A 21,662-nucleotide genomic window follows, 5' to 3' on the forward strand; every position below is an offset into this window, starting at 1 on the left:
ACTATGCTTACTTATACAACAATTGTAGTTACATTTGCACAAAAACATCATCATCATACGTAACCCTTGAAACCTAGCGGAAAAATTACGCGTAGGTACAAGGGTTATTCCCGTTGTACCTACGTTAGGCGAAGAGCCATGTAGGTATTTTTTATCTACATGGCTCTTTTTTTATTGCCAAAAAGCTAGTAAAAAATGATGTTTAAGCAAAACTTACTACAAAGGAGTTAACAAAAATGGAAACGAAAAAATGGGGATTATGGATTTTAACAGCTTTTGTTATCGGAAATATGGTTGGTGGTGGCGTATTTATGCTCCCAGCAAATTTAGCACAAGTATCAGGTCCAATGGGTTCTACATTTGCATGGAGTATTACAGGACTTGGCGTATTTATGATTGCACTCGTATTTGGAAATTTAGCAATCCGAAAACCAGAATTAAAAGCGGGGCCACAAAGCTATGCTCAAGCGATGTTTCCTTCAAAAAAAGCGGGTAAAGTTGCAGGATATAGTATGGCATGGGGATATTGGGCTGCGAACTGGGCTGCAACAGCATCTGTTATTATTTCCTTTGCTGGATATTTATCAACATTCTTTCCAGTTTTACAAAGTAAGCAAATTCTCTTTTCAACGAACGGATTTTCACTAGAACTTGGAAAAGGATTAACGTTCCTCGTATGTAGCCTTATGTTATGGGGAATTCAATATATTCTTTCTCAAAATATTGATCGTGCTGGAAATATGAATCTTCTTGCTACTATTGCAAAAATTATCGGATTTACAATGTTTATTGTAATCACATTATTCATTTTCAATGCCTCTAATTTCGGAGATGGGCAAACATTTATGAATGAAGCAGGACAATCCATTTCTTTAGGTGGACAAATCAATTCAGCTGCTATTGCAACACTTTGGGCGTTCATCGGTATTGAATCGGCGGTCATGCTTTCTAATCGTGCAAAATCTCAGCGCGATGTAAAAAAAGCTACCATTTTTGGATTAATTATCGCTCTTCTTATTTACATGTCAATTACTCTACTTACAATGGGCGCTCTCCCGCAAGATGCTTTAAAAGAGTCTCAAAAGCCATTAGTAGACGCATTAAATTTAGCAATTGGCAATAAAGGTGCATATATAATGGCTTTACTTGCACTTGTATCTTTATTTGGATCTACAGTTGGGTGGATCGTTGTTAGTTCAGAGGTACCTTACCAGGCAGCAAAAAATGGACTTTTCCCTAAGTTTTTCGCGAAAACAAATAAAAAAGGTAGCCCTTCAAAATCATTATTGATTACAAATGTAATGACGCAAATTTTCTTATTCTCAACGATTTCTGGTACCGTATCAGAAGCTTATAATTTCGCTATCGTTGTAGCAACATTAGCTTATTTAATTCCATACCTTGTTTCTACGCTGTACCAATTCAAATTAGTTATTACAGGAGAAACGTATGATATAATGCCTGGCTCTCGAATAAAGGACGGCATCATTACTACATTAGCATTCATATATTCTATTTGGGTTATCAAAACGGGAACTGCTGATTTAAAAACGTTCTTCTTAGGAATCGGATTGTTCGTATTAGGTCTTATTCTCTATCCAATACTAATGAAAAACTCACAAAAAATGAATTAAAAAAGAGAAGCTACGCTTCTCTTTTTTATATGAAATCTGTAGTTAACTTTTCTTTTAACTCTCCTACAGATAAAGGTTTCGCATAATAAAATCCTTGCACATAATCACAACCCATAGATTGTAATAAACTTTCTTGCTCTACTGTCTCTACCCCTTCAGCAACTACTGCTAAATGTAAGCTATGGGCAATTTCAATAACAGATTTTACAATCGTTCGCTCTGGTTGTGCATGATCATAATGAAATTCACGAATAAAATTACGATCAATTTTTACTATATCTAGCGGTAGTTGTTTTAAATAATATAAGGAAGAATAACCCGTTCCAAAATCATCTAAAGCAATTAAAATACCCATATTTCTTAATTCTTGTAATGTAGCAATAATATAATCAAAATGACGAACAGCAATGCTTTCCGTTATTTCTAAAATTAAACGATTCGGTGGAAATCCAGTTCTCCTTAAAATGCTACGTACAGATAAAATAAAACGCTTTTGCATTAATTGTTGTATGGATAAATTCACAGATAACTTTAGTCCTTCTTCGTACTCTGGCAATGTTTTAAACAAGCGACATGACTTTTCTAATACCCAGTCTCCTAATTTTATAATAAGTCCAGATTCTTCAGCCACTGGGATAAATTCGCCTGGTGAAATAGGTCCTTCTTCTGTCGAACAACGCGCTAAAGCTTCAATACCAGTATATTTCTTCGTTTTCAAATCAATAATAGGCTGCAGTGCCACATCTAACTCTTCATCACGAATTGCCTTTTGCAAAGCAAATTCAATTTTCATTCTACGATTTATTTTCGCACGTAACTCATCTGTAAAGAAGCACGCTGCATTTCTTCCCTGTTCTTTCGCACTATACATAGCTAAATCTGAATTCTTCAATAGAGTTTCTACATCTTGTCCATCTTGCGGATATGAGCACAGTCCTAGACTAGCTGAAATGTATACTTCATGACCTTCAAGTATAAATGGCGCCTGAAAGCATGACAGCACAGATGTCGCTAGCTGCCTCATCTCATCTTGTGTATGATTTTTTGTTAACAACACAAATTCGTCGCCACCCAGCCTAGCCAGAACATCTTTCTCTCCTAGCACATAATGCAACCGTGAAGCAACTTCGCTTAAAAGTAAATCTCCTATCATATGACCTAGCGTATCGTTTACTAATTTAAAACGATCCAAATCAAAATAAATCATACCAAACTCTCTTTTATCTGCAATTAATTCGTTAACAGTCGTTATTAATTGTAAACGGTTCGGTAAACTCGTTAAAGCATCATGATACGCAAGCTCCCTATAACGACTTTCGCTTAACCGTAACCTCTGTTCTGCTTCTTTCCTACTACTAATATCATTTCGGATCGCAATAAATTGATATGGCTCTCCTTTTTCATTTAAAAATGGAACAATTGTTGTTTTAACCCAATAATATGTACCATCTTTTGCTTGATTTCGAATCTCACCTCTCCATACTTTTCCACTCAAAATACGCTTCCATAACATTTGAAAAAATGTTTTCGGGTGATGTCCTGAATTTAAAATACGATGATCTTTCCCTATTAACTCTTCTCGTGTATATTTGGAGATTTCACAAAACTTATCATTTACATATGTAATAAGACCCTTTCGGTCTGTAATCGCAACAATTGAAGACTCATCTAATGCTAACTTTAAATCTCGCAATGAAGATTCATATAATGCATGACCTCTTTGTTCTAGCATGCGCATCTCTCCTTGCTTCCTATCTGACTAAAACACAACTTGTTTCTTTTCATAGAAATAGAGATATTTCATTTCCTAATAATCGCCCTTTACATACATCATGTTTTGAAATATGCCGATTAAAATAACATAATATTATTTGTAATAAAAAGCAATATAATACCGTTTCAATTATACGTAGTAGTTTCTTATAGCTAACTCTATACAACTCTTCAGGAACATATATATATAGTGAAACTTTAATCAGTGGGGGATCTCCGCCTAACTTCTTTGCTTCCGCTGAATTTTGAGGTAGGGGTCTTACTGCCCGTTAATGCGTGATAAATTAAAATTATTATATATGTTTTTTGAATTATAATAACAAAATATTAACATATTTTCACCTTAATTTTGGAAGTATTTTATAAATACATACCGTATTAAACAAAAAAAGAGGATAGCCTCTTTTTTTATTTAATACGGATATGGCGTTTGTTGATACCCCGGATATGGTGTTGGATATGGAACTGGATATGGCGCTGGATAAGTTACTGGGTACGGTGCTGGATAGTATCCTCCACCTGCTGCACCCGTTAATGCACCTGCTGTAAGCCCACCTAACACACCTCCAGCAAAACTTCCAGGGAAAAATCCACCGCCCCATGAGCCTCCACCCCAGCCCCATCCACCTCCGTGATGATGATGGTGGTAATCATGATGATTGTGCCCTCCATGGTGGTGATGTCCCCCATTATGATGGTGACCTCCATGATTATGACGATAATACAATCCGTTATTTTCTATATAATTCATGTTTTTCCTCTCCTTTTTCATGTTCTCATCTTAATAGGTATTGTATGAATAATATGGATCTTGTTGGTAACCTGTATAATAAGAATAATCCGAGTAATACGGATAACCATATCCGCCATAACCAAACCCAGGGCTGAGTAAAGCACCTGCTACAAAACCTGGGAAGAAACCTCCCCCCAAAAATGGTGAATGTCCAAAACCACCGTGACCAAATCCTCCAATTGGACGACTATACATTTTATTCACCCTCCTTTTCTCTTAAAAAACGTAACAATACACTGTATGTAGGACAAATGCGGAAAGTATGGGGAAATACCTACATTTTGTAAAAAACAAAAAACACTTTATAATAAAAATGTCACATTACATCTGCTATTTAGGAAGTCTATATTGAAGAAAGATTAGAGGAATTATATAGAAATGAAGAAACCTATTGTCCAATTACTATTAATATTTACAATTGTATCTATCGTTCTTTTCCTATTAAATACATCGTATATTTCGTTATATACATTTGTCGGCGTTCTCTGGTCCATCACAATTGTAGGAATTTCATTCGTTATTTTTATCGAAAATAGGTCTCCTCAAAGTACCTTAGCGTGGTTTTTAGTATTAGCACTTCTTCCCGTTGTAGGTGTACTTTTATACTCTATTTTCGGGCGTAGTCGTTGGAGAAGAAAAAAGCATCTCCATCGTTCAGAAGAACAGAGAAAATTATTCCGTGAAATATTAGAAGGAAGACGACTAGAGTTATCACTCAAAGTCCCATTAAGTGAACGCTCTGCCCATTTAACAGAGGTTGTACAAAAATTTGGAGGCGGGCCTGCCGCAGATAGAACAACTACAAAACTTTTAACAAACGGAGATCAAACATTTTCAGAAATTTTGCAAGCTATCGAGCAAGCAAAACATCACATACATATTCAATACTATATTTATAAATCTGATGAGATTGGTACAAAAGTCCGAGATGCTTTAATAAACAAAGCAAAAGCTGGTGTTATTGTACGCTTCCTTTATGATGGATTAGGAAGTAATACGTTAAGAAGACGATTTTTAAAACCTATGAAAGAAGCTGGGATTGAAATTGTTGAATTTGACCCTATTTTTTCAGCTTGGTTACTTGAAACAGTTAATTATCGTAACCACCGTAAAATCGTCATTGTCGATGGGGAAATTGGTTTTACTGGAGGACTTAACGTCGGTGATGAATATCTTGGCCGTTCAAAAAAGTTTCCCGTTTGGCGTGATAGTCATTTAAAAATCGAAGGAAAAGCGTTATATAAATTACAAGCAATTTTTCTAGAGGACTGGCTCTATGCATCTAGTGGTTTGAAAACCTATTCCTGGGATCAATTTATGAATAGACAATACTTCCCAGGAAAAGAAATTTCAAGTGCAGAAGGTGCTGTGCAAATTGTAGCAAGCGGACCAAGCTCAGATGATAAGAGCATTCGTAATACGTTATTAGCTATTATGGGCTCTGCAAAAAAATCTATTTGGATTGCTACACCATATTTTATTCCAGATCAAGAAACTTTAACATTATTACGTTTAAGTGCAATATCTGGCATAGATGTACGCATTTTATATCCTGGTAAAAGTGATAGTATTATTAGTGATCAAGCATCCCAGTCCTACTTCACTCCACTTTTAAAAGCTGGTGCCTCCATCTATAGTTATAAAGATGGCTTTATGCATGCAAAAATTGTACTTGTTGATGACAAAATTGCAACAATCGGAACAGCAAATATGGATGTACGAAGCTTTGAATTGAATTACGAAATTATTAGCGTACTGTATGAATCAGAAACTGTTCATGATATTAAACGTGATTTTGAAGAAGACTTTAAGCATTCCACTGAAATTAAATGGAACGCTTTCCAAAAAAGAAGTATCAAAAAACGAATATTAGAGTCTTTTATGAGGCTCATTTCTCCTTTACTATAAGCAATCAATGTACTATTGATTGCTTTTTCTTTTATATTTGTCCCCTCTCCTTTTCTTTGCATACCATATTAAAACAAGTTATCATAAGATGTATTACTTTATGAAAATAATGTTAGGTGGGAAATACATGTTAGAACAATTTCATATACATGCTGATTTAAAACAGCAGCTTTCTACAATTCACGAAAAGAATAAGCAAGAAGCTGGTGAAAATGCACATTTAATCGGTACAAAAATATATAAAGCATCTGATAATAGCATTATCGAAGATGCCATTACAGCACTTCTTCTTGGCAAAAACATTCTATTAAAAGGGCCAACTGGTAGTGGTAAAACAGTACTAGCTGAAACTCTTTCTTCTTTATTCCAAAAACCAATGCATAGCATTAACTGTTCTGTCGACCTAGATGTAGAAGGTATTTTAGGATACAACACACTACAAACGAAAGATGGCGCATCTGAAGTTACATTCGTTAACGGTCCTCTTATGAAAGCAATGAAGAACGGTCATTTCCTATATATTGATGAAATCAATATGGCAAAACCTGAAACGTTACCACTTCTTCACGGTGCATTAGATTACCGTAAAATGATTACAAACCCGTTTACACAAGAAGTTGTATACGGTGATGATGAGTATCGTGTAATCGCAGCAATTAATGAAGGTTACGTTGGAACAAGTGAACTAAACGAAGCGTTAAAAAACCGTTTCGTTATTATTGAAGTTCCTTACATCCAAGGTGATACATTAAAAGAATTATTATTAGCAGAATCAAAATTAAAAGATGTTGCAACAATTGAAAAGTTCGTTGCTTTTGCAAGCGATCTTATGCCTTTAGCTCGTGATGGCCGCGTAAGTGAAGAAGCCGCAAGTATTCGTGGCATTATCGATGCATGTGATTTAGGTGTATATATTCCTGTTATGCGCGCAATTGAACGTAGTATTATCGCAAAATTAAACGATGAAACAGAACAAATGACTGTCCGTGAATTAGCAGAAAGTTATTTCTTTGAGGGATAATTCATGAGACAAATTTTTAGTGACAAAAAAATTGATGCGTCGCTGTTTCTACAAATGGAAAACTTAATGTATGCCCTTCTCAAAGAAGATGATGCCTACCTTGAGTATGGCTATAAAGCATACTACGACGAAATTGAAAAAAAGGTTGTCATTAGTCACTTTTGGGATGATCGAAAAGAAGAGGATACAGTAATCGGATTAAAAAGCGAAGTGTTTTTAAAAGCACTTGGTAATAAACATTACTCGGACATGACTTTAATTCGTTCTTATGCGATTGAATTACAAGAATCACCCTTAAAAAAGTTTTTAACACAATTATTTGTTCTATTAGAAGATTTACGTGTTGAGGAAATCGTAAAAAACTTACGCCCTGGCACAAAGCATGTTTTTAAAAGAAGAAAAGAAATGTATCGCAATTACTTTAGCTCACAAAATGAAATCAATCGCGTTCGTAACTATCACGGTGATCGTCTATTTTGTCTATGCTATCTTTCATTAACGAGCGATAAATATGAAATGTTTAATAATGAATATTTCGAGCAAATTGAAGCTATTCTGCATGAAACATTCCAAGCTCGTAATACGGAAGATATTATGTATATCGTTGAGAAAATCCGCTATCGTTTAGAAGGACTTCTTGAAAGTGATATGCTAAACAATTATTTCGGACATGCTCCGCTCTACTTATCTGTTATTGCAGACGAAAGGAACTGTCGCGTCGAAGATTTAGCAAATGATGATACACAACTCATAGATGATGATGAAAATAAAAACAAAATGGATGAAAGTTTCTCCACATGGCATCGTGAAAATAAAAATAACGAAAACGAGAACTTTTTACGCTTTGAATTAGAAAGCGGAACAAAAACAAATATGATGGGTGATACTGCTCGCGAATCAGAAGATGGTGACCAAGCGCTTGGCTCTGTACAAGGTACTTCTCAAAAAAGTACACAATCCAACTTTGATGGTGCTGATACAGAGGAAGCAAGAGCTTCTCACGCTTCTAGTCAAAATGATGGTGCATACGGTAAGTATAACACTGGCGCTTCTCATACATTTAAAGAAGCACGTAAACCAAATCCTGACGAGAAAAAGGATTACCAAGCTATTAAATCAGTCGTTAATAAAGATGTAAAAGAATTAAAGAAAATTATCGAAAAAACGATTGAAAATAAAACAAACGCAAATAGTGATAAATATTACGGAAGACTTCGTAAGAAATTCCTTCGTATTTATACTGAAAAGCAGCCTCGCATGTTTTATAAAAAAGGGCAAGAATCACAAGAGCTCGACGTTGCATTCCAACTACTAGTGGACTGCTCTGGTTCTATGTATAACAAAATGGAAGAAACGAAAAAGAGTGTGGTCCTATTCCATGAAGCGTTGAAATCGTTAAAAATCCCGCATGCTATTAGCGGATTTTGGGAAGATGCTTCTAGTGCTAAACCTGAAGATAAACCGAACGTTATCCATGAAGTTGTAACGTATAAAAACTCAACATTACCAAACGTTGGTCCCGAAATTATGCAGCTTCGCGAAGAAGAAGATAATCGCGACGGATATATTATTCGTATCGTTTCAGAAAAGCTTGCAAAAAGACCCGAAAAGCATAAATTCTTACTTGTCTTCACAGACGGTGAACCTTCTGCTCTAGACTATCAACAAGACGGTATTTTAGATACGCACGAAGCTGTCAAACTTGCTCGCAAAAGCGGTATGGAAGTAATTGGTATTTTCATCGAAGAAGGCGAAGCGAAAGAAGCAACTTATCAATTAATGAAGAACATTTATAACCATCACTTCTTAGTTGCAAATCACGCTGAAGATTTACGTCTGAAGATTAAACCACTATTGAAAAAGTTATTACTGAAGACGATTGAATAGAAAAACAGGAGCTTTGCGCTCCTGTTTTTTCTTTCAATCACTTTGTTTCTGGCTGAAACTTGTATGGAATGGCTACTTCTGATAATGCCTCGAATCCACCATCGTAGAATGGGAATCGTTCATTTGCAATTGCTCTGTCCACCCACTCTATTGCAGAAATTTCTTCTTCATCTTCTGCCATAAGTTCACCTGTTACTACATTCGCTCGGAATGTAAATAATAGTGCATGATTCCCGGATTCTTCAAAAAATTTTTCATTGATCGCAACAAGCCCACCTACCGTAGCTGTTAAACCTGTCTCTTCTTTTACTTCCCTTACTAAAGCTTCCTCTAACGTTTCACCCTTTTCAACAGCCCCGCCTGGCAATGACCAAACGTTTTGTTCTACATTATGTACCATTAATACTTTATCCGTTTCTTCGTCATGTATTAGTGCATATACGACGTCAACTCTTTGCATGTTCCTTTTCTCCTTCAATTAAAAGAGTCGATTCCTAAGAATCGACCCTTCCTATTAATTCATCACTAACTCAGCTGTGAGCTTTTTTTTTAATTTAGCCAACATGTCCGTTGTCATTTTGTCTAAATCGTATTCTGCTTTAAAGCCCCACTCTTTCATTGCTGCTGTTGCATCAATAGAGTTTGGCCAGCTATCAGCGATTGTTTGACGAGCAGGATCTACAGCGTAATCCATCGTAAACGCCGGGATGTGTTTACGAATTGATGCTGCGATTTGCTCTGGCTCAAAGCTCATTGCTGTAATATTAAATGCATTTCTATGCACTAACTTACTTGGATCAGCTTCCATTAATGAAATAATCGCTTGTAAAGCATCTGGCATGTACATCATATCCATGTATGTTCCTTCTGCAATATATGAGGTGTATGTGCCTTTTTTAATCGCCTCATAATAAATTTCAACTGCATAATCAGTTGTTCCGCCTCCTGGAGGAGCTACATAAGAAATTAAACCTGGGAAACGTACACCGCGCGTATCAACGCCAAATTTTTGATGATAATAATCACATAGTAATTCTCCTGCTACTTTGTTTACCCCATACATCGTAGTAGGACGCTGAATTGTATCTTGTGGCGTATTATCTTTCGGTGTTGATGGACCAAATGCACCGATAGAACTTGGCGTGAAGAATTTACAGTTTAATTCACGAGCTGCTTCTAATGCATTTACAAGTCCGCCCATATTTAAATTCCATGCAAATAATGGATTTTTTTCTGCTGTTGCTGAAAGTAAAGCTGCTAAATGAATAATTGTATCTACTTCATTACGCTTTGCGATATCATGTAGTTTTTGTCCATCTGTTACATCTAACGTTTCAAATGGACCAGATGTTACTACTTCACTATCTGTTTCACGAATATCTGTTGCAATAACATTTGATGCGCCGTATACATCACGAAGTTTCATTACTAGTTCAGAACCAATTTGCCCTAAAGAACCGGTTACTAGAATTTTTTTCATTTTCCCCACTCCTCATTTGCAAGCTATTCAAAAGATGTCTTTACTTAAATGATGCCCATTTCTTTCCCTACTTTTTCATACTTACGAATTGCCTCATCTAACATTTCTTTCGTATGAGCTGCTGTTGGCATATTACGAACACGTCCTGTTCCTTTAGCTACAGTTGGGAACACGATAGATTTTGCATATACGCCCTCTTCATTTAAACGTTTACTAAATTCTTGTGTTAATACTTCGTCACCAATAATGCAAGGTGTAATTGGCGTTTCACTTTCTCCGATGTTAAAGCCAAGTTCTTTTAACCCTTGTTTTAAATAGCTACCATTTTCCCACAGGCGATCATGTAACTCTGTGCTTTCCATTAAAATTTCAATGGATCGCATACATGCAGCTGCATCAGCTGGTGTTAATGCTGTAGAGAATAAGAATGGACGTGAACGAACTTTTAACCAGTCAATTAAGTTTTGTTTCCCTGCTACATATCCACCAATTACCCCAATTGCTTTTGATAATGTACCAATTTGGAAATCAACTTTATCAGATAGACCGAAGTGTTTTACAGTTCCTGCACCTTTTCCAAGTACACCTGAACCGTGTGCATCATCTACATATGTCATTAAATCTAACTCTTCTGCAATTTCAACGATTTCTGGTAGTTTTGCAACATCTCCATCCATTGAGAAGACACCGTCTGTAATGACCATTAATTTATTGTAAAGACCTGATTCTTTCGCCGCGATTGCTTTTTGGCGTAAATCTTCCATATCAGAATGTTTATAAACGATAATTTTTGCTTTTGATAGACGACTACCATCGATAATAGAAGCATGGTTTAATTCGTCTGAAAGAATCGCATCATTTTTATCCATAACAGCTGAAATCGCTGCCATATTACAGTTAAATCCTGATTGGTAAGCGATTGCTGCTTCTGTATGTTTAAACTTTGCAATTGTTTCTTCTAATTTAATATGCAAATCTAAAGTACCGTTAATTGTACGAACCGCTCCTGCTCCAACGCCGTACTTATGAATTGCACCAATTGCTGCTTCTTGCAAACGGCTATCTGTTGCTAATCCAAGATAGTTGTTTGAAGATAAGTTAATATATTCTTTTCCGCCAATTGTAATGATCGGTCCATTTGAACTCTCAAGCGGATCAATTACGTTATAAAGCCCCTTTGATTTTAAATCCTCTAAATTTTCTTCTAAAAATTTTGCAAGTGTTTTACTAGACATCGTGAAGCCTCCCATCGTTCATGTAAGCGAATTATTGTCTTAATAGTTCTAATAATCCCTCTACTAGCTTAACACGTTTTCAGAATTTATTATAGAAAAATAGTTTAAAGTAACCGCTTACAATTCTAGATTATATATGATTCATTACAAGAAATCTATCATTTACTTTTCATATTTGGTAGAATAAAAAAAATATTTAAGGAGTCTTCAATCATGGCATTTACTGAATCAGATGTATATAATAACGAAGCATTTTTTGAACAATATATGAAGCGAAGATATCGAGAAAATAGCCCAAATGAGTCACTTGAAAAACCAGCCTTCTTTCAACTCATTAGTGATGTTAAAGGAAAGCGAATTCTCGATTTAGGCTGCGGTGATGCTAAGTTCGGTGAGGAGTTATTAGAAAAAGGCTGCCACTCTTACACTGGTATTGAAGGCTCCGAACTTATGTATGAAAAAGCTAAAAAACAACTAGAAAACAAAAATGGCGCCGTTCATTTTTTAAACCTCAAAGACTACACATACCCTCCTTCTACTTTTGATTTAGTAACATCTAGACTCGCCTTACATTATATCGAACATCTTACTATCATTTTTCAAAATGTGTACGAAACTTTAAAGACAAATGGAACCTTTACTTTTAGCGTTCAACACCCTATTATTACCTCTTCATTTGAAAGCTTGCAAACGAGCGGCAAAAGAACGAGTTGGCTCGTCGATGATTACTTTAAACTAGGCAAACGGGTTGAACCATGGATTGACCAAGAAGTTATTAAATACCATCGTACAACGGAAGAATATTTTACACTATTACAACAAGCTGGATTTACAATTACAAATTTAAAAGAAGCTACACCAGATCAAACTTATTTTCAAAACTCGGAAGAATATGAACGGCGTTTACGTATCCCCCTCTTCCTCTTATTCTCTTGCCGAAAATAAAAAAGACGATGACCCTCTCATCGTCTTTTCATTATCTCATTGTCTGAGCAACCTCTTTACGCACACGTCTTCCTTTTCCATGTGGGATACAAAGTGGCGTCCCAAATAATGGATCCGTACTGATTTGACATTCCATTCGGAATACATCACGTACTAGCTTCTCATCTACTACTTCTTCTGGCTTACCTTGTGCATATATTTGTTTATCTTGAATGGCTACAATATTGTCTGCATAACGGCAGGCTAAATTTAAATCGTGTAGTACCATAACAATTGTTCTTTGTTCTGTTTCATTTAATTCGAATAATAAATCTAGCACTTCAATTTGGTGAGTCATATCTAAATAGGTAGTAGGCTCATCCAATAAAATAATATCTGTATCTTGTGCAAGCGTCATTGCAATCCAAGCGCGTTGTCGTTGTCCACCTGAAAGAGCATGCACATCACGCTCAGCAAATTCTGTCATCCCTGTTGCTGCAAGTGCCTTCTGTACCATTTCTTCGTCTTTTTCTGACCACTGTTTCAGCCATGTTTGATATGGATAACGCCCTTGTTTTACAAGTTGCAATACTGTAAGACCTTCTGGCGCTTGCGGTCCTTGCGGTAAAATTGCCATTTGACGGGCAATTTGCTTCGTTTGCATACTTTGAATCGCTTGATTATCTAACAAAATGTCACCAGTTGTTGGCTTTAATAATCTAGCTAGTGAACGTAATAAAGTTGATTTCCCGCAACCGTTAGAACCAATGAAGATTGTAATTTCGCCTTTTGGAATTTCTAAATTCAACTCATCAATAATAATTGTTTCACCATAAGACAACGTCAAACGTTTCGTCTCCAATGCTTTTTGCATATTCATCTCCCTTTATGAATTCCGACTTTTATAAAGTAAATAAATAAAATAAGGTGCACCAATTGCTGATGTAAATACCCCTGCTGGAATTTCAAGTGGGGTGAAAACTGTACGCCCAATTAAATCTGCAGCAAGTACTAAAATTGCACCAACGATCGCCGCAACTGGGAGTAATGCACCATATAAAGAACCAACTAGTCTTCGTGAAATATGAGGTGCCATTAAACCAACAAATCCAATTCCTCCAGCAAAGGCAACTGCTCCACCAATTAAAGCTGTACTAAGTAATAACATGAATACGCGTGACTTCGTTAAAGGAACACCAAGTCCTACCGCAATATCATCCCCTAGCTCTTGCGCATTTAAATGTCTAGCAGCTATAAATGATATTACCGTTAAAATGAGAACCCACGGCGCAAGTACCATGACATTTTGCCATGAAGAACCGTAAACAGTACCCGTAATCCATACATTCGCTTGACTTGCTTGATAAATTGGCGCTAATAACATAAACAAAGTCGTTGCCGCTTTCGTTAATGCCCAAAACCCAACACCAATTAAAACAAGACTAATCGGCGATAACCCGTCATTTCTCCATGCAAATAAATATACAAAAAGCGCTACAATTGTTGCCCCAACAAAGGCTGCTAGCGGCATATAATGAATGCTTACAGTTAGCGCATTATTTTTATCACTAAATATAGCTAAAAACAATACAACTGCAACACTTGCACCACCTGTAATCCCGATAATATCCGGAGAAGCAAGTGGATTTCGGACAAGGCCTTGTAAAATACATCCTGCGATCGCAAGTGCGATCCCTACAAGAATAGCAATTAAAATACGCGGCATACGAAACTTATTTACAACCATATTTGACATCGCATCGCCATTTCCAGTGATCGCTTGCCATACATCATAAGGAGCAATTTTCATGTCTCCCATACCTGCACTCGCAAAAAATAATCCTATTAAAACAACTAGTAAACTGAATAAGACGAGACAAGCTCGTTTATACATTAAAAACGAGAGCCCGCCTTTTCCTATACGAAACGGAATATACTTCTTCATTTGCTAAGCCCTCTCTTACGTGCAATATAAATAAAGAACGGCGCACCAATAAATGCTGTCATAACTCCTACCGGTACTTCTTGTGGCATAATGACATATCTTGCTGCGATATCAGCTAAGATTAATAGTATTGCACCTAACAAGCCGCTATACGGCACTCTCCATCTATGATCTACTCCAACAAGAAATCTGGAAAAGTGCGGGGTAATGATTCCAATAAATCCAATTGGACCAGCAACGGCAACTGAACCACCAGACAACAGGACAATAATAAGTAACACGAATGATTTCATTAAAATCGTTCGTTGCCCAAGTCCCTTTGCAACGTCTTCCCCCATCATCAATGTATTTACTTTCCCTGCCATCATAATAGATGCAATCCAGCCTATTAATAAATACGGGAATACAGATTGTAAAATTTCTAACTTTCTTCCTTGCACAGATCCGGCAAGCCAAAATAATACTTCTTCAAGCGCCTTTTCATTTAAAACAAGTAATCCTTGTGTTAATGATGAAAATAACGCACTAATTGCGACCCCTGCTAATGTTAACTTAAGAGGTGTTGTCCCCTCTTTTCCTAAAGAACTAGAAGCAAATACAAGTACAGCTGCAACTGCTGCCCCTAAAAAGGCAATCCACGTGAAGGCTGATAATGACGTCACGGAAAAAATAACAATTGCTACAACGATGAAGAAAGCAGCACCTGAATTTAATCCAATAAAATCTGGAGAAGCAAGTGGATTCTTCGTTAAAGTTTGCATAAGACAACCTGCAATGGCTAAACTAGCACCAACACTTGCTGCAATTAATGCCCTTGGTAGACGCACATTTTGAATAATAATATGTTCATTGGAACCATTAAAATGGAAAAAAGCATCTAACGCTAATTTCCAACTCGTATTTGTATATCCAAAAATAATACTTCCCCAAATACAAGTAATGACTGCAATGATCCCAACAAATAATCCAATCCATTTTGCTTGATTTGTTTTTAATAACATGCAGCGTTTCCCCTTCAATGTATAATGATACGTTGTAAGTGTATTTCAACTTAATTCTCATTGTCAACGGAAATGAGAATTATTTTCATTGACAACGAGGCCATGAAGTATTATTATCATGCTTGCTATTGAAAAAAATTCTCACTATGTAGGGGGTACATAATGAATTTCATGCGAAAGAAATCGTTTACAGTATTTGTATTTTTATTAGCCTTTTCACTACTTTTAAGTGCTTGTGGAAAATCAAATACGAAAGAAGAAACAAAAGAAGATACAAAAAAAGAAATGATTACAGTTGAACATGCAATGGGGAAAACAGAAGTTCCTGCTAATCCAAAACGTGTAGTTATTTTAACAAACGAAGGAACTGAAGCTTTACTTGAGCTGGGTGTGAAACCAGTTGGGGCTGTAAAATCTTGGACTGGTGATCCATGGTATCCACATATTAAAGATAAAATGAAAGATGTAAAAGTTGTTGGTAATGAAGGACAAGTGAACGTAGAAACAATCGCTTCTTTACAACCAGACTTAATTATAGGTAACAAAATGCGTCACGAAAAAGTGTACGAGCAACTAAAAGCAATTGCACCTACTGTGTTCTCTGAAACATTACGTGGTGAATGGAAAGATAACTTCAAGTTTTATGCGAAAGCATTAAATAAAGAAAAAGAAGGCCAAAAGGTTTTAGCTGATTACGATAAAAGTATGAAAGATTTAAAAGCCAAACTAGGTGATAAAGTAAATCAAGAAATCTCTATGGTTCGCTTCATGCCTGGTGATGTTCGTATTTATCATGGTGATACATTCTCTGGTGTTATTTTAAAAGAACTTGGATTTAAACGTCCTGGTGATCAAAATAAAGATGACTTCGCAGAGCGTAACGTATCTAAAGAACGTATTTCTGCAATGGATGGCGATGTATTATTCTACTTCACATTCGATAAAGGAAACGAGAAAAAAGGCTCTGAATTAGAAAAGGAATATATCAATGATCCGCTATTTAAAAACTTAAATGCAGTAAAAAATGGTAAAGCATACAAAGTTGATGATGTGATTTGGAATACAGCTGGTGGTGTAATGGCTGCTAACCTACTACTAGATGATATCGAAAAACGCTTTGTTAAATAATCTTTCCTTAGCCAGCTCCCCCTCTATGGAGCTGGTTATTTTTCAATTCACTTAAATGTCACATTATTTCATTTTGTATTTTTATTCCCAATATGTTATATTATAAAAGTAAATAGAATATATTTTCTCTATATCAGAATAAATATTTTAATCTAAATTTTCTGATTAATCACTATTTTATTTTCTTTTAGAATTCAATTATTACATTTGAAAACGCTTATCATCTCGTTTTCAGGGCAAAATACAGTAACGGTCGAAGTGAAATAGAACTTTTTTAGAAATTTTCTTTCTATTTCCATATAATTCTATTGACTTCTAAATATTTTGTAAATTAAAATGATTACATAAATATCCGTTATACAGGATTAGGGGGAAACAAAAATGGATGCAGCTTTAAAATTAGACAAAGCTGGAGAGCAACAATCACCAAAAAAACATCCACCAGGGTTATACTTGTTGTTCTTTACAGAAGCATGGGAAAGATTCAGTTATTACGGAATGCGTGGCTTATTAGTTCTTTATTTAACAACGAGCTTAGTAAGCGGCGGTTTAGGATTTGATAAAGCAGTTGCAGTTCAAATTTACGGTATTTTCACAATGTTAGTATACTTCACACCGATTATCGGTGGTTGGTTAACTGACCATTTCATTACGAAGCGCCATGCCATTACTATTGGTGGTATCATCATGGCAATTGGTAACTTTGTACTATTCTCAATGAATACAAAAACTGGACTATTTTTAGGATTAGGATTATTAGTTATTGGTAACGGATTCTTCAAACCAAATATTTCGACTTTATTAGGTCAATTATATAGCGAAAACGATTCTCGTCGTGATAGTGCCTTCACTATCTTCTACATGGGAATTAACTTAGGTGCTCTTATCGCTCCATTCATTTGCGGTTACTTCGCAGACTATAGATACGGTTTCTTAACAGCTTGTATCGGTATGATTATTGGACAGCTTGCCTTTAATTTCTTAGCACCTCGTTACTTAGGGTCTATCGGAACAACTGTTGTAGGGAAAAAATCTAAAGAAAATAATGCAAAAGCAATCGAGAAAAAACCTTTAACAACACAAGAGAAAAAACGTACTGCTGCAATTTTAATTTTAACTTGTTTCGTAGTATTCTTCTGGGCAGGATTTGAGCAAGCAGGTAGTTCTTTAACACTTTACACAGATAAGTTTGTGGATCGTACAATTGGTGGATTTACAATTCCAACACCTTGGTTCCAATCTGTAAACCCACTATTCATTATCTTACTAGCATTACCTGTTTCTGCATTATGGATTAAACTTTCGAAAACAAAAAATGGTGATTTGAAAATCCCAACAAAAATGGCATTTGGTATGATTTTACTAGGGATTGGATATTTAGTTCTAACTTTAGCTGTATTAAAAACTGGTAGCGACGAAGGTAACATTACAATGAAAGCAAACTTACTATTCATCGTATTCACTTACATGTTCCATACAATTGGTGAATTATTCTTATCACCAATCGGATTATCTATGGTAAGTGCAATCGCTCCTGTTAAATTAGCATCATTATTAATGGGTGTATGGTTAGCTGGTACTGGCTTCGCAAACTTATTAGCAGGACAATTAGCTGCTTTCACTCAATCTTTAGGATATTTAGAAGTATTCGCAAGTATCGGTATTATCGTAATCGTACTCGGATTAGTACTTCTTATGTTCTCTAAGAAAATTGCACATATGATGGAATAAGAAATAAAAAGACGCTTCTAAACATTTAGAAGCGTCTTTTCTATTACTTCTCCTCTAAAGCCGTCACGTTCACGTGGACGCTTTCTCCAGGATTAGATACATCATACACTTGAGCAACCCCACTCTGCTCGTCACAGCTCTCAATCCATACTGGTACACCTTCATATGTAACGTCGATTCTACTTGAAGAAGATAAAATTTGTTTCACACGTTTTACATCCATTCTACTATCCCTCCTTTTACTTATTACACTCCTTTCTATCTTTTCTTTTCCTTTTAGAATATATTCCATATAGCAACATTTTAATGGTTAGCCTTTTTTCCTTACATATTAACATTCTTTCTCATATCATCCTTCTAACAAAAAAAAGACGTAGATCCCATACGTCTTTTTCCATAATATTCAAATTTTAAGAAAGTAATGTTTTTACTACTTCACTTACTTTATCATTATGAATTTGATAATACACTTCCAGTCCTCGTCGTTCAAAGCGTACTACTTTATTTTGTTTTAATTTCGTTAAATGTTGCGAAACTGTTGATTGCGGAATTTCTAACACTTCCTGTAATTGTGTTACGTTACATGTTCCACGTTGCATTAGTTCCATTACTAGGCGTAGACGCAACGGATGCGCTAACGCTCTTAACATTTGTACATCTTCTTCTGAAATACGACATTCGAATTGATTTTGGCTCATAAAGTTCCCCTCATTTTCGTTTTTATTTTCTTTTTATTTATTTATATATCTGTTCTTATATTTCCTGTTACGACATAACTTTATCAACCTATAAAGCTGAAAATTTTTTCCACCTTAACCAGCAAAAAACTCAGGAAAAATTCCTTGCTGATTTTGAATATTATACTATATGATATAACGAAAAAGCAAAACAACGGGCTGCAAATACTTTGCTTGCAAACGTTGTTTTATCAGGCTTTTTGTTATATTTTCACCTCATTGCAACGTACAGTAATGATATTGTAAAATACCGTCTATAATTGATAACCTATCGTAACGTATTTGGGTTATATTTAACCTCTTTGTTACGCTAAAAGGAATTTTCAGTAAAAAGAGCTACCGTAACATTAAATATTAACTTATTACTTTTTAATTCATATTCACTAGCTTGAACTATGATGGAATACTTCCTATTAAATACATTTCCTGTCCCACTCCTAACTTGATCAAATGGGACAAGCGATACATTCTGCAGCTCTATATTCGATACAAAAACGGTCTCTACTATAGAGCTGTAGGATCAATAATGTATAAACAACTATAAGAAAAGAATATGCAAATCATTTATCTCGCCCACTCAAATAGATTTGAGTGGGCTTTTTGTCTACTTTATGAACAAAGCATTTCTTTTAACACTATTATGGAATAATTATACTTTTTTACGTTGACAATAGTGTTGAAGGAGAATATACTAAGCATGTAAGTTGATTGTGAATAGTTTCACAAATAATGTGAATTTCTTCACATAAAATAGATAGGAGTTGTCATTATTATGAGTACTTGGACACAAATTTATGACCCATTAAACAATATTTGGTTATCTGCTCTAATCGCAGCACTTCCAATTTTTTGCTTCATCATTTGTTTAATGGGACTGAAAATGAAAAGTTATATCGCTGGGCTTTACAGTGTGATTGTCGCTATTATTCTTGCTATATTCGTTTATAAAATGCCAGCAACAGTAGCTGTAGCATCTGCCGGATTCGGTATTTTATCCGGATTTTACCCAATTTGTACTATCGTTATCGCAGCAATTTTCCTTTACAAATTAACTGTTAAAACAGAGCAATTCAACATCATTCGTGATAGTATTTCAAGCATTACAAATGATCAACGTTTACAAGTATTATTAATCGCTTATTCTTTCGGTGCTTTCTTAGAAGGCGCAGCTGGTCTAGGGGTTCCAGTTGCTATTACAGCTGCACTACTTGTAGGTATGGGCTTTAATCCATTAAAAGCAGCAGGTATTTGTTTAGTAGCAAACATCGCTGGTGGTGCTATGGGTGCTATGGGTATCCCAGTTACAGTACCAGCACAATTAACTGAATTAGATGCATTAACTATCGGTCGTCAAACTGTTCTTATTCTACCATTCATTAGTATTGTATTACCTTTCTTACTTGTTTCAATGGTCGATGGAATTAAAGGTATTAAAGAAACTTGGCAAGGTATTCTTGTAAGTGGTATTTCTTTCGCAATTACTCAGTTCGTTGTAACTTACTTCTTAGGTGCAGAACTTACTAATATTTTCGCAGCCGTTGTAAGTATGATCTCTCTTGCATTATTCTTACGTGTTTGGCAGCCAAAATCTTCTGCTAAAGAAGAAAAACAAGAAGAAAAAGAATCTCATACATTCAATCAAATTTTATATGCTTGGTCTCCATTCGTATTCTTAACTGCATTTGTAACAATCTTTAATTTAAAACCAATTAAAGCTTTATTTGCTCCGGATGGCGCACTAGCAAACCTAGTATTTAACATTCAATTCCCTGGTCTTCATAACGCTGTTATGAAAACTACACCAATTACAAAAGCTGATACACCTTTCGCAGCGGTTTTCAAATTTGATGTATTCTCATCTACAACTACTGCAATCGTATTAGCAATTATCGTTTCACTTATCGTGTACCGCGTAAAAGGTAAAATGGTTAAAGAATTAATGGTTGAAACAATAAAAGAACTAAAAGCTCCAGTGTATACAATCTGTAGTGTTATCGCTTTAGCTTACGTGGAAAACTACTCTGGTATGTCATCTACACTTGGACTTGCATTCTCTTCTACTGGTAATGCATTCCCAGTTCTTTCTCCAATCTTAGGATGGATTGGCGTATTCATTACAGGTTCAGTAGTATCAAGTGGTTCATTATTCGCACCGCTTCAAGCAGTAACTGCAGATCAATTAAACATCGTTCCTTCTACTCTTGTTGCATTAAACGTAGTAGGTGGTACAATGGCAAAAATGGTTTCACCACAATCTGTAGCAGTTGCTTGTGCAGCAGTTGGACTAGTTGGTAAAGAATCTGCCCTATTTAAAACAGCAATGAAATACAGTTTAATCTTCTTAGCTATCATTAGCTTACTTCAATTAAACGCTGTATTTAATATCTTTTAAAAAAAGGAAAAAGTCTCGATTTGTAACGGGACTTTTTCCTTTTTTCAATTCAAAAAACATCTTTTTATAAGAC

The 21,662-nt window shown here is 35.5% G+C and carries 19 protein-coding genes; 8 read left to right on the top strand and 11 right to left on the bottom strand.

Translation table 11 applies throughout. The features are described from left to right. Window positions 1-236 precede the first annotated feature (236 nt). Complete coding sequence (locus ACTFRS_RS24180; protein ID WP_440025242.1) at window positions 237-1,634, top strand: amino acid permease; 1,398 nt, start codon at window positions 237-239, stop codon at window positions 1,632-1,634. Window positions 1,635-1,659: 25 nt separating this feature from the next. On the opposite strand, the gene ACTFRS_RS24185 is transcribed toward ACTFRS_RS24180, so the two are convergent. From ACTFRS_RS24185 to ACTFRS_RS24195, 3 genes are all read right to left on the bottom strand, one after another. Further along, window positions 1,660-3,366 (bottom strand): putative bifunctional diguanylate cyclase/phosphodiesterase, encoded by a 1,707-nt coding sequence (locus tag ACTFRS_RS24185; RefSeq protein WP_000893366.1) that lies wholly within the window; start codon window positions 3,364-3,366, stop codon window positions 1,660-1,662. Window positions 3,367-3,819: 453 nt separating this feature from the next. Continuing rightward, entirely contained in the window at window positions 3,820-4,158 is a 339-nt protein-coding gene (locus ACTFRS_RS24190) for a hypothetical protein (RefSeq protein WP_048552750.1), read from the bottom strand. Between the two features lie 30 nt (window positions 4,159-4,188). Beyond that, window positions 4,189-4,395: a hypothetical protein gene (locus tag ACTFRS_RS24195; RefSeq protein WP_242294267.1), complete on the bottom strand. Its 207-nt coding sequence runs from the start codon at window positions 4,393-4,395 to the stop codon at window positions 4,189-4,191. 183 nt (window positions 4,396-4,578) lie between these two features. On the opposite strand from ACTFRS_RS24195, the gene ACTFRS_RS24200 reads away from it, so the two are divergent. The 3 genes from ACTFRS_RS24200 to ACTFRS_RS24210 all read left to right on the top strand — a co-directional run bounded on the left by ACTFRS_RS24200 (window position 4,579) and on the right by ACTFRS_RS24210 (window position 9,016). Further along, the gene (locus ACTFRS_RS24200; RefSeq protein ID WP_048552748.1) at window positions 4,579-6,108 is read left to right on the top strand and encodes a cardiolipin synthase; all 1,530 of its coding nucleotides are present in this window, start codon (window positions 4,579-4,581) and stop codon (window positions 6,106-6,108) included. Between the two features lie 127 nt (window positions 6,109-6,235). Continuing rightward, complete coding sequence (locus ACTFRS_RS24205) at window positions 6,236-7,129, top strand: ATP-binding protein (protein ID WP_000892978.1); 894 nt, start codon at window positions 6,236-6,238, stop codon at window positions 7,127-7,129. Between the two features lie 3 nt (window positions 7,130-7,132). Further along, complete coding sequence (locus ACTFRS_RS24210; RefSeq protein ID WP_139869381.1) at window positions 7,133-9,016, top strand: vWA domain-containing protein; 1,884 nt, start codon at window positions 7,133-7,135, stop codon at window positions 9,014-9,016. A 37-nt stretch (window positions 9,017-9,053) separates the two neighbouring features. Here the strand turns inward: ACTFRS_RS24210 and ACTFRS_RS24215 are convergent, their stop codons facing one another. Genes ACTFRS_RS24215 through ACTFRS_RS24225 form a run of 3 tightly spaced genes read right to left on the bottom strand, consistent with a single transcriptional unit; the run spans window position 9,054 to window position 11,731 of the window. Next, window positions 9,054-9,476, bottom strand: a complete 423-nt coding sequence (locus ACTFRS_RS24215) for an NUDIX hydrolase (protein ID WP_139869380.1) — start codon at window positions 9,474-9,476, stop codon at window positions 9,054-9,056. A 54-nt stretch (window positions 9,477-9,530) separates the two neighbouring features. After that, window positions 9,531-10,496 (bottom strand): L-threonine 3-dehydrogenase, encoded by a 966-nt coding sequence (locus ACTFRS_RS24220; protein ID WP_000723136.1) that lies wholly within the window; start codon window positions 10,494-10,496, stop codon window positions 9,531-9,533. Window positions 10,497-10,540: 44 nt separating this feature from the next. Continuing rightward, complete coding sequence (locus ACTFRS_RS24225; protein ID WP_139869379.1) at window positions 10,541-11,731, bottom strand: glycine C-acetyltransferase; 1,191 nt, start codon at window positions 11,729-11,731, stop codon at window positions 10,541-10,543. Between the two features lie 213 nt (window positions 11,732-11,944). Between ACTFRS_RS24225 and ACTFRS_RS24230 the strand changes: the two genes are divergently transcribed. Beyond that, window positions 11,945-12,676, top strand: coding sequence for a class I SAM-dependent DNA methyltransferase (locus ACTFRS_RS24230; protein WP_139869378.1), 732 nt, complete (start codon window positions 11,945-11,947; stop codon window positions 12,674-12,676). Between the two features lie 31 nt (window positions 12,677-12,707). On the opposite strand, the gene ACTFRS_RS24235 is transcribed toward ACTFRS_RS24230, so the two are convergent. The 3 genes from ACTFRS_RS24235 to ACTFRS_RS24245 are packed head-to-tail and all read right to left on the bottom strand — an operon-like array spanning window position 12,708 to window position 15,601. Further along, window positions 12,708-13,535 carry an ABC transporter ATP-binding protein gene (locus ACTFRS_RS24235; protein ID WP_139869377.1) on the bottom strand — a complete coding sequence of 276 codons (828 nt, stop codon included), beginning with the start codon at window positions 13,533-13,535 and terminating at the stop codon, window positions 12,708-12,710. A gap of 6 nt (window positions 13,536-13,541) precedes the next feature. Next, window positions 13,542-14,600, bottom strand: a complete 1,059-nt coding sequence (locus tag ACTFRS_RS24240; RefSeq protein ID WP_139869376.1) for a FecCD family ABC transporter permease — start codon at window positions 14,598-14,600, stop codon at window positions 13,542-13,544. After that, window positions 14,597-15,601: a FecCD family ABC transporter permease gene (locus ACTFRS_RS24245; RefSeq protein ID WP_000925208.1), complete on the bottom strand. Its 1,005-nt coding sequence runs from the start codon at window positions 15,599-15,601 to the stop codon at window positions 14,597-14,599. Before ACTFRS_RS24245 ends, ACTFRS_RS24240 begins: the two co-directional genes overlap by 4 nt. Before the next feature lie 162 nt (window positions 15,602-15,763). Here ACTFRS_RS24245 and ACTFRS_RS24250 point away from each other — a divergent pair, with 162 nt between their 5' ends. Then, window positions 15,764-16,729, top strand: a complete 966-nt coding sequence (locus ACTFRS_RS24250) for an ABC transporter substrate-binding protein (RefSeq protein ID WP_440025237.1) — start codon at window positions 15,764-15,766, stop codon at window positions 16,727-16,729. A 381-nt stretch (window positions 16,730-17,110) separates the two neighbouring features. Continuing rightward, window positions 17,111-18,460, top strand: a complete 1,350-nt coding sequence (locus ACTFRS_RS24255; protein ID WP_440025235.1) for a peptide MFS transporter — start codon at window positions 17,111-17,113, stop codon at window positions 18,458-18,460. A 43-nt stretch (window positions 18,461-18,503) separates the two neighbouring features. Here the strand turns inward: ACTFRS_RS24255 and ACTFRS_RS24260 are convergent, their stop codons facing one another. Then, the gene (locus tag ACTFRS_RS24260; protein WP_000382683.1) at window positions 18,504-18,683 is read right to left on the bottom strand and encodes an acid-soluble spore protein H; all 180 of its coding nucleotides are present in this window, start codon (window positions 18,681-18,683) and stop codon (window positions 18,504-18,506) included. A 187-nt stretch (window positions 18,684-18,870) separates the two neighbouring features. Then, a complete protein-coding gene (locus ACTFRS_RS24265; protein ID WP_440025233.1) occupies window positions 18,871-19,158 on the bottom strand; it encodes an ArsR/SmtB family transcription factor in 288 nt (95 codons plus the stop codon). Between the two features lie 811 nt (window positions 19,159-19,969). Between ACTFRS_RS24265 and ACTFRS_RS24270 the strand changes: the two genes are divergently transcribed. Continuing rightward, window positions 19,970-21,589, top strand: a complete 1,620-nt coding sequence (locus ACTFRS_RS24270) for an L-lactate permease (RefSeq protein ID WP_139869373.1) — start codon at window positions 19,970-19,972, stop codon at window positions 21,587-21,589. The last annotated feature ends 73 nt before the right edge of the window (window positions 21,590-21,662 follow it).

The sequence above is a fragment of the Bacillus cereus group sp. MYBK139-1 genome, assembly GCF_051916915.1.
In the GTDB taxonomy this organism is placed as follows: Bacteria; Bacillota; Bacilli; order Bacillales; family Bacillaceae_G; genus Bacillus_A; species Bacillus_A pacificus.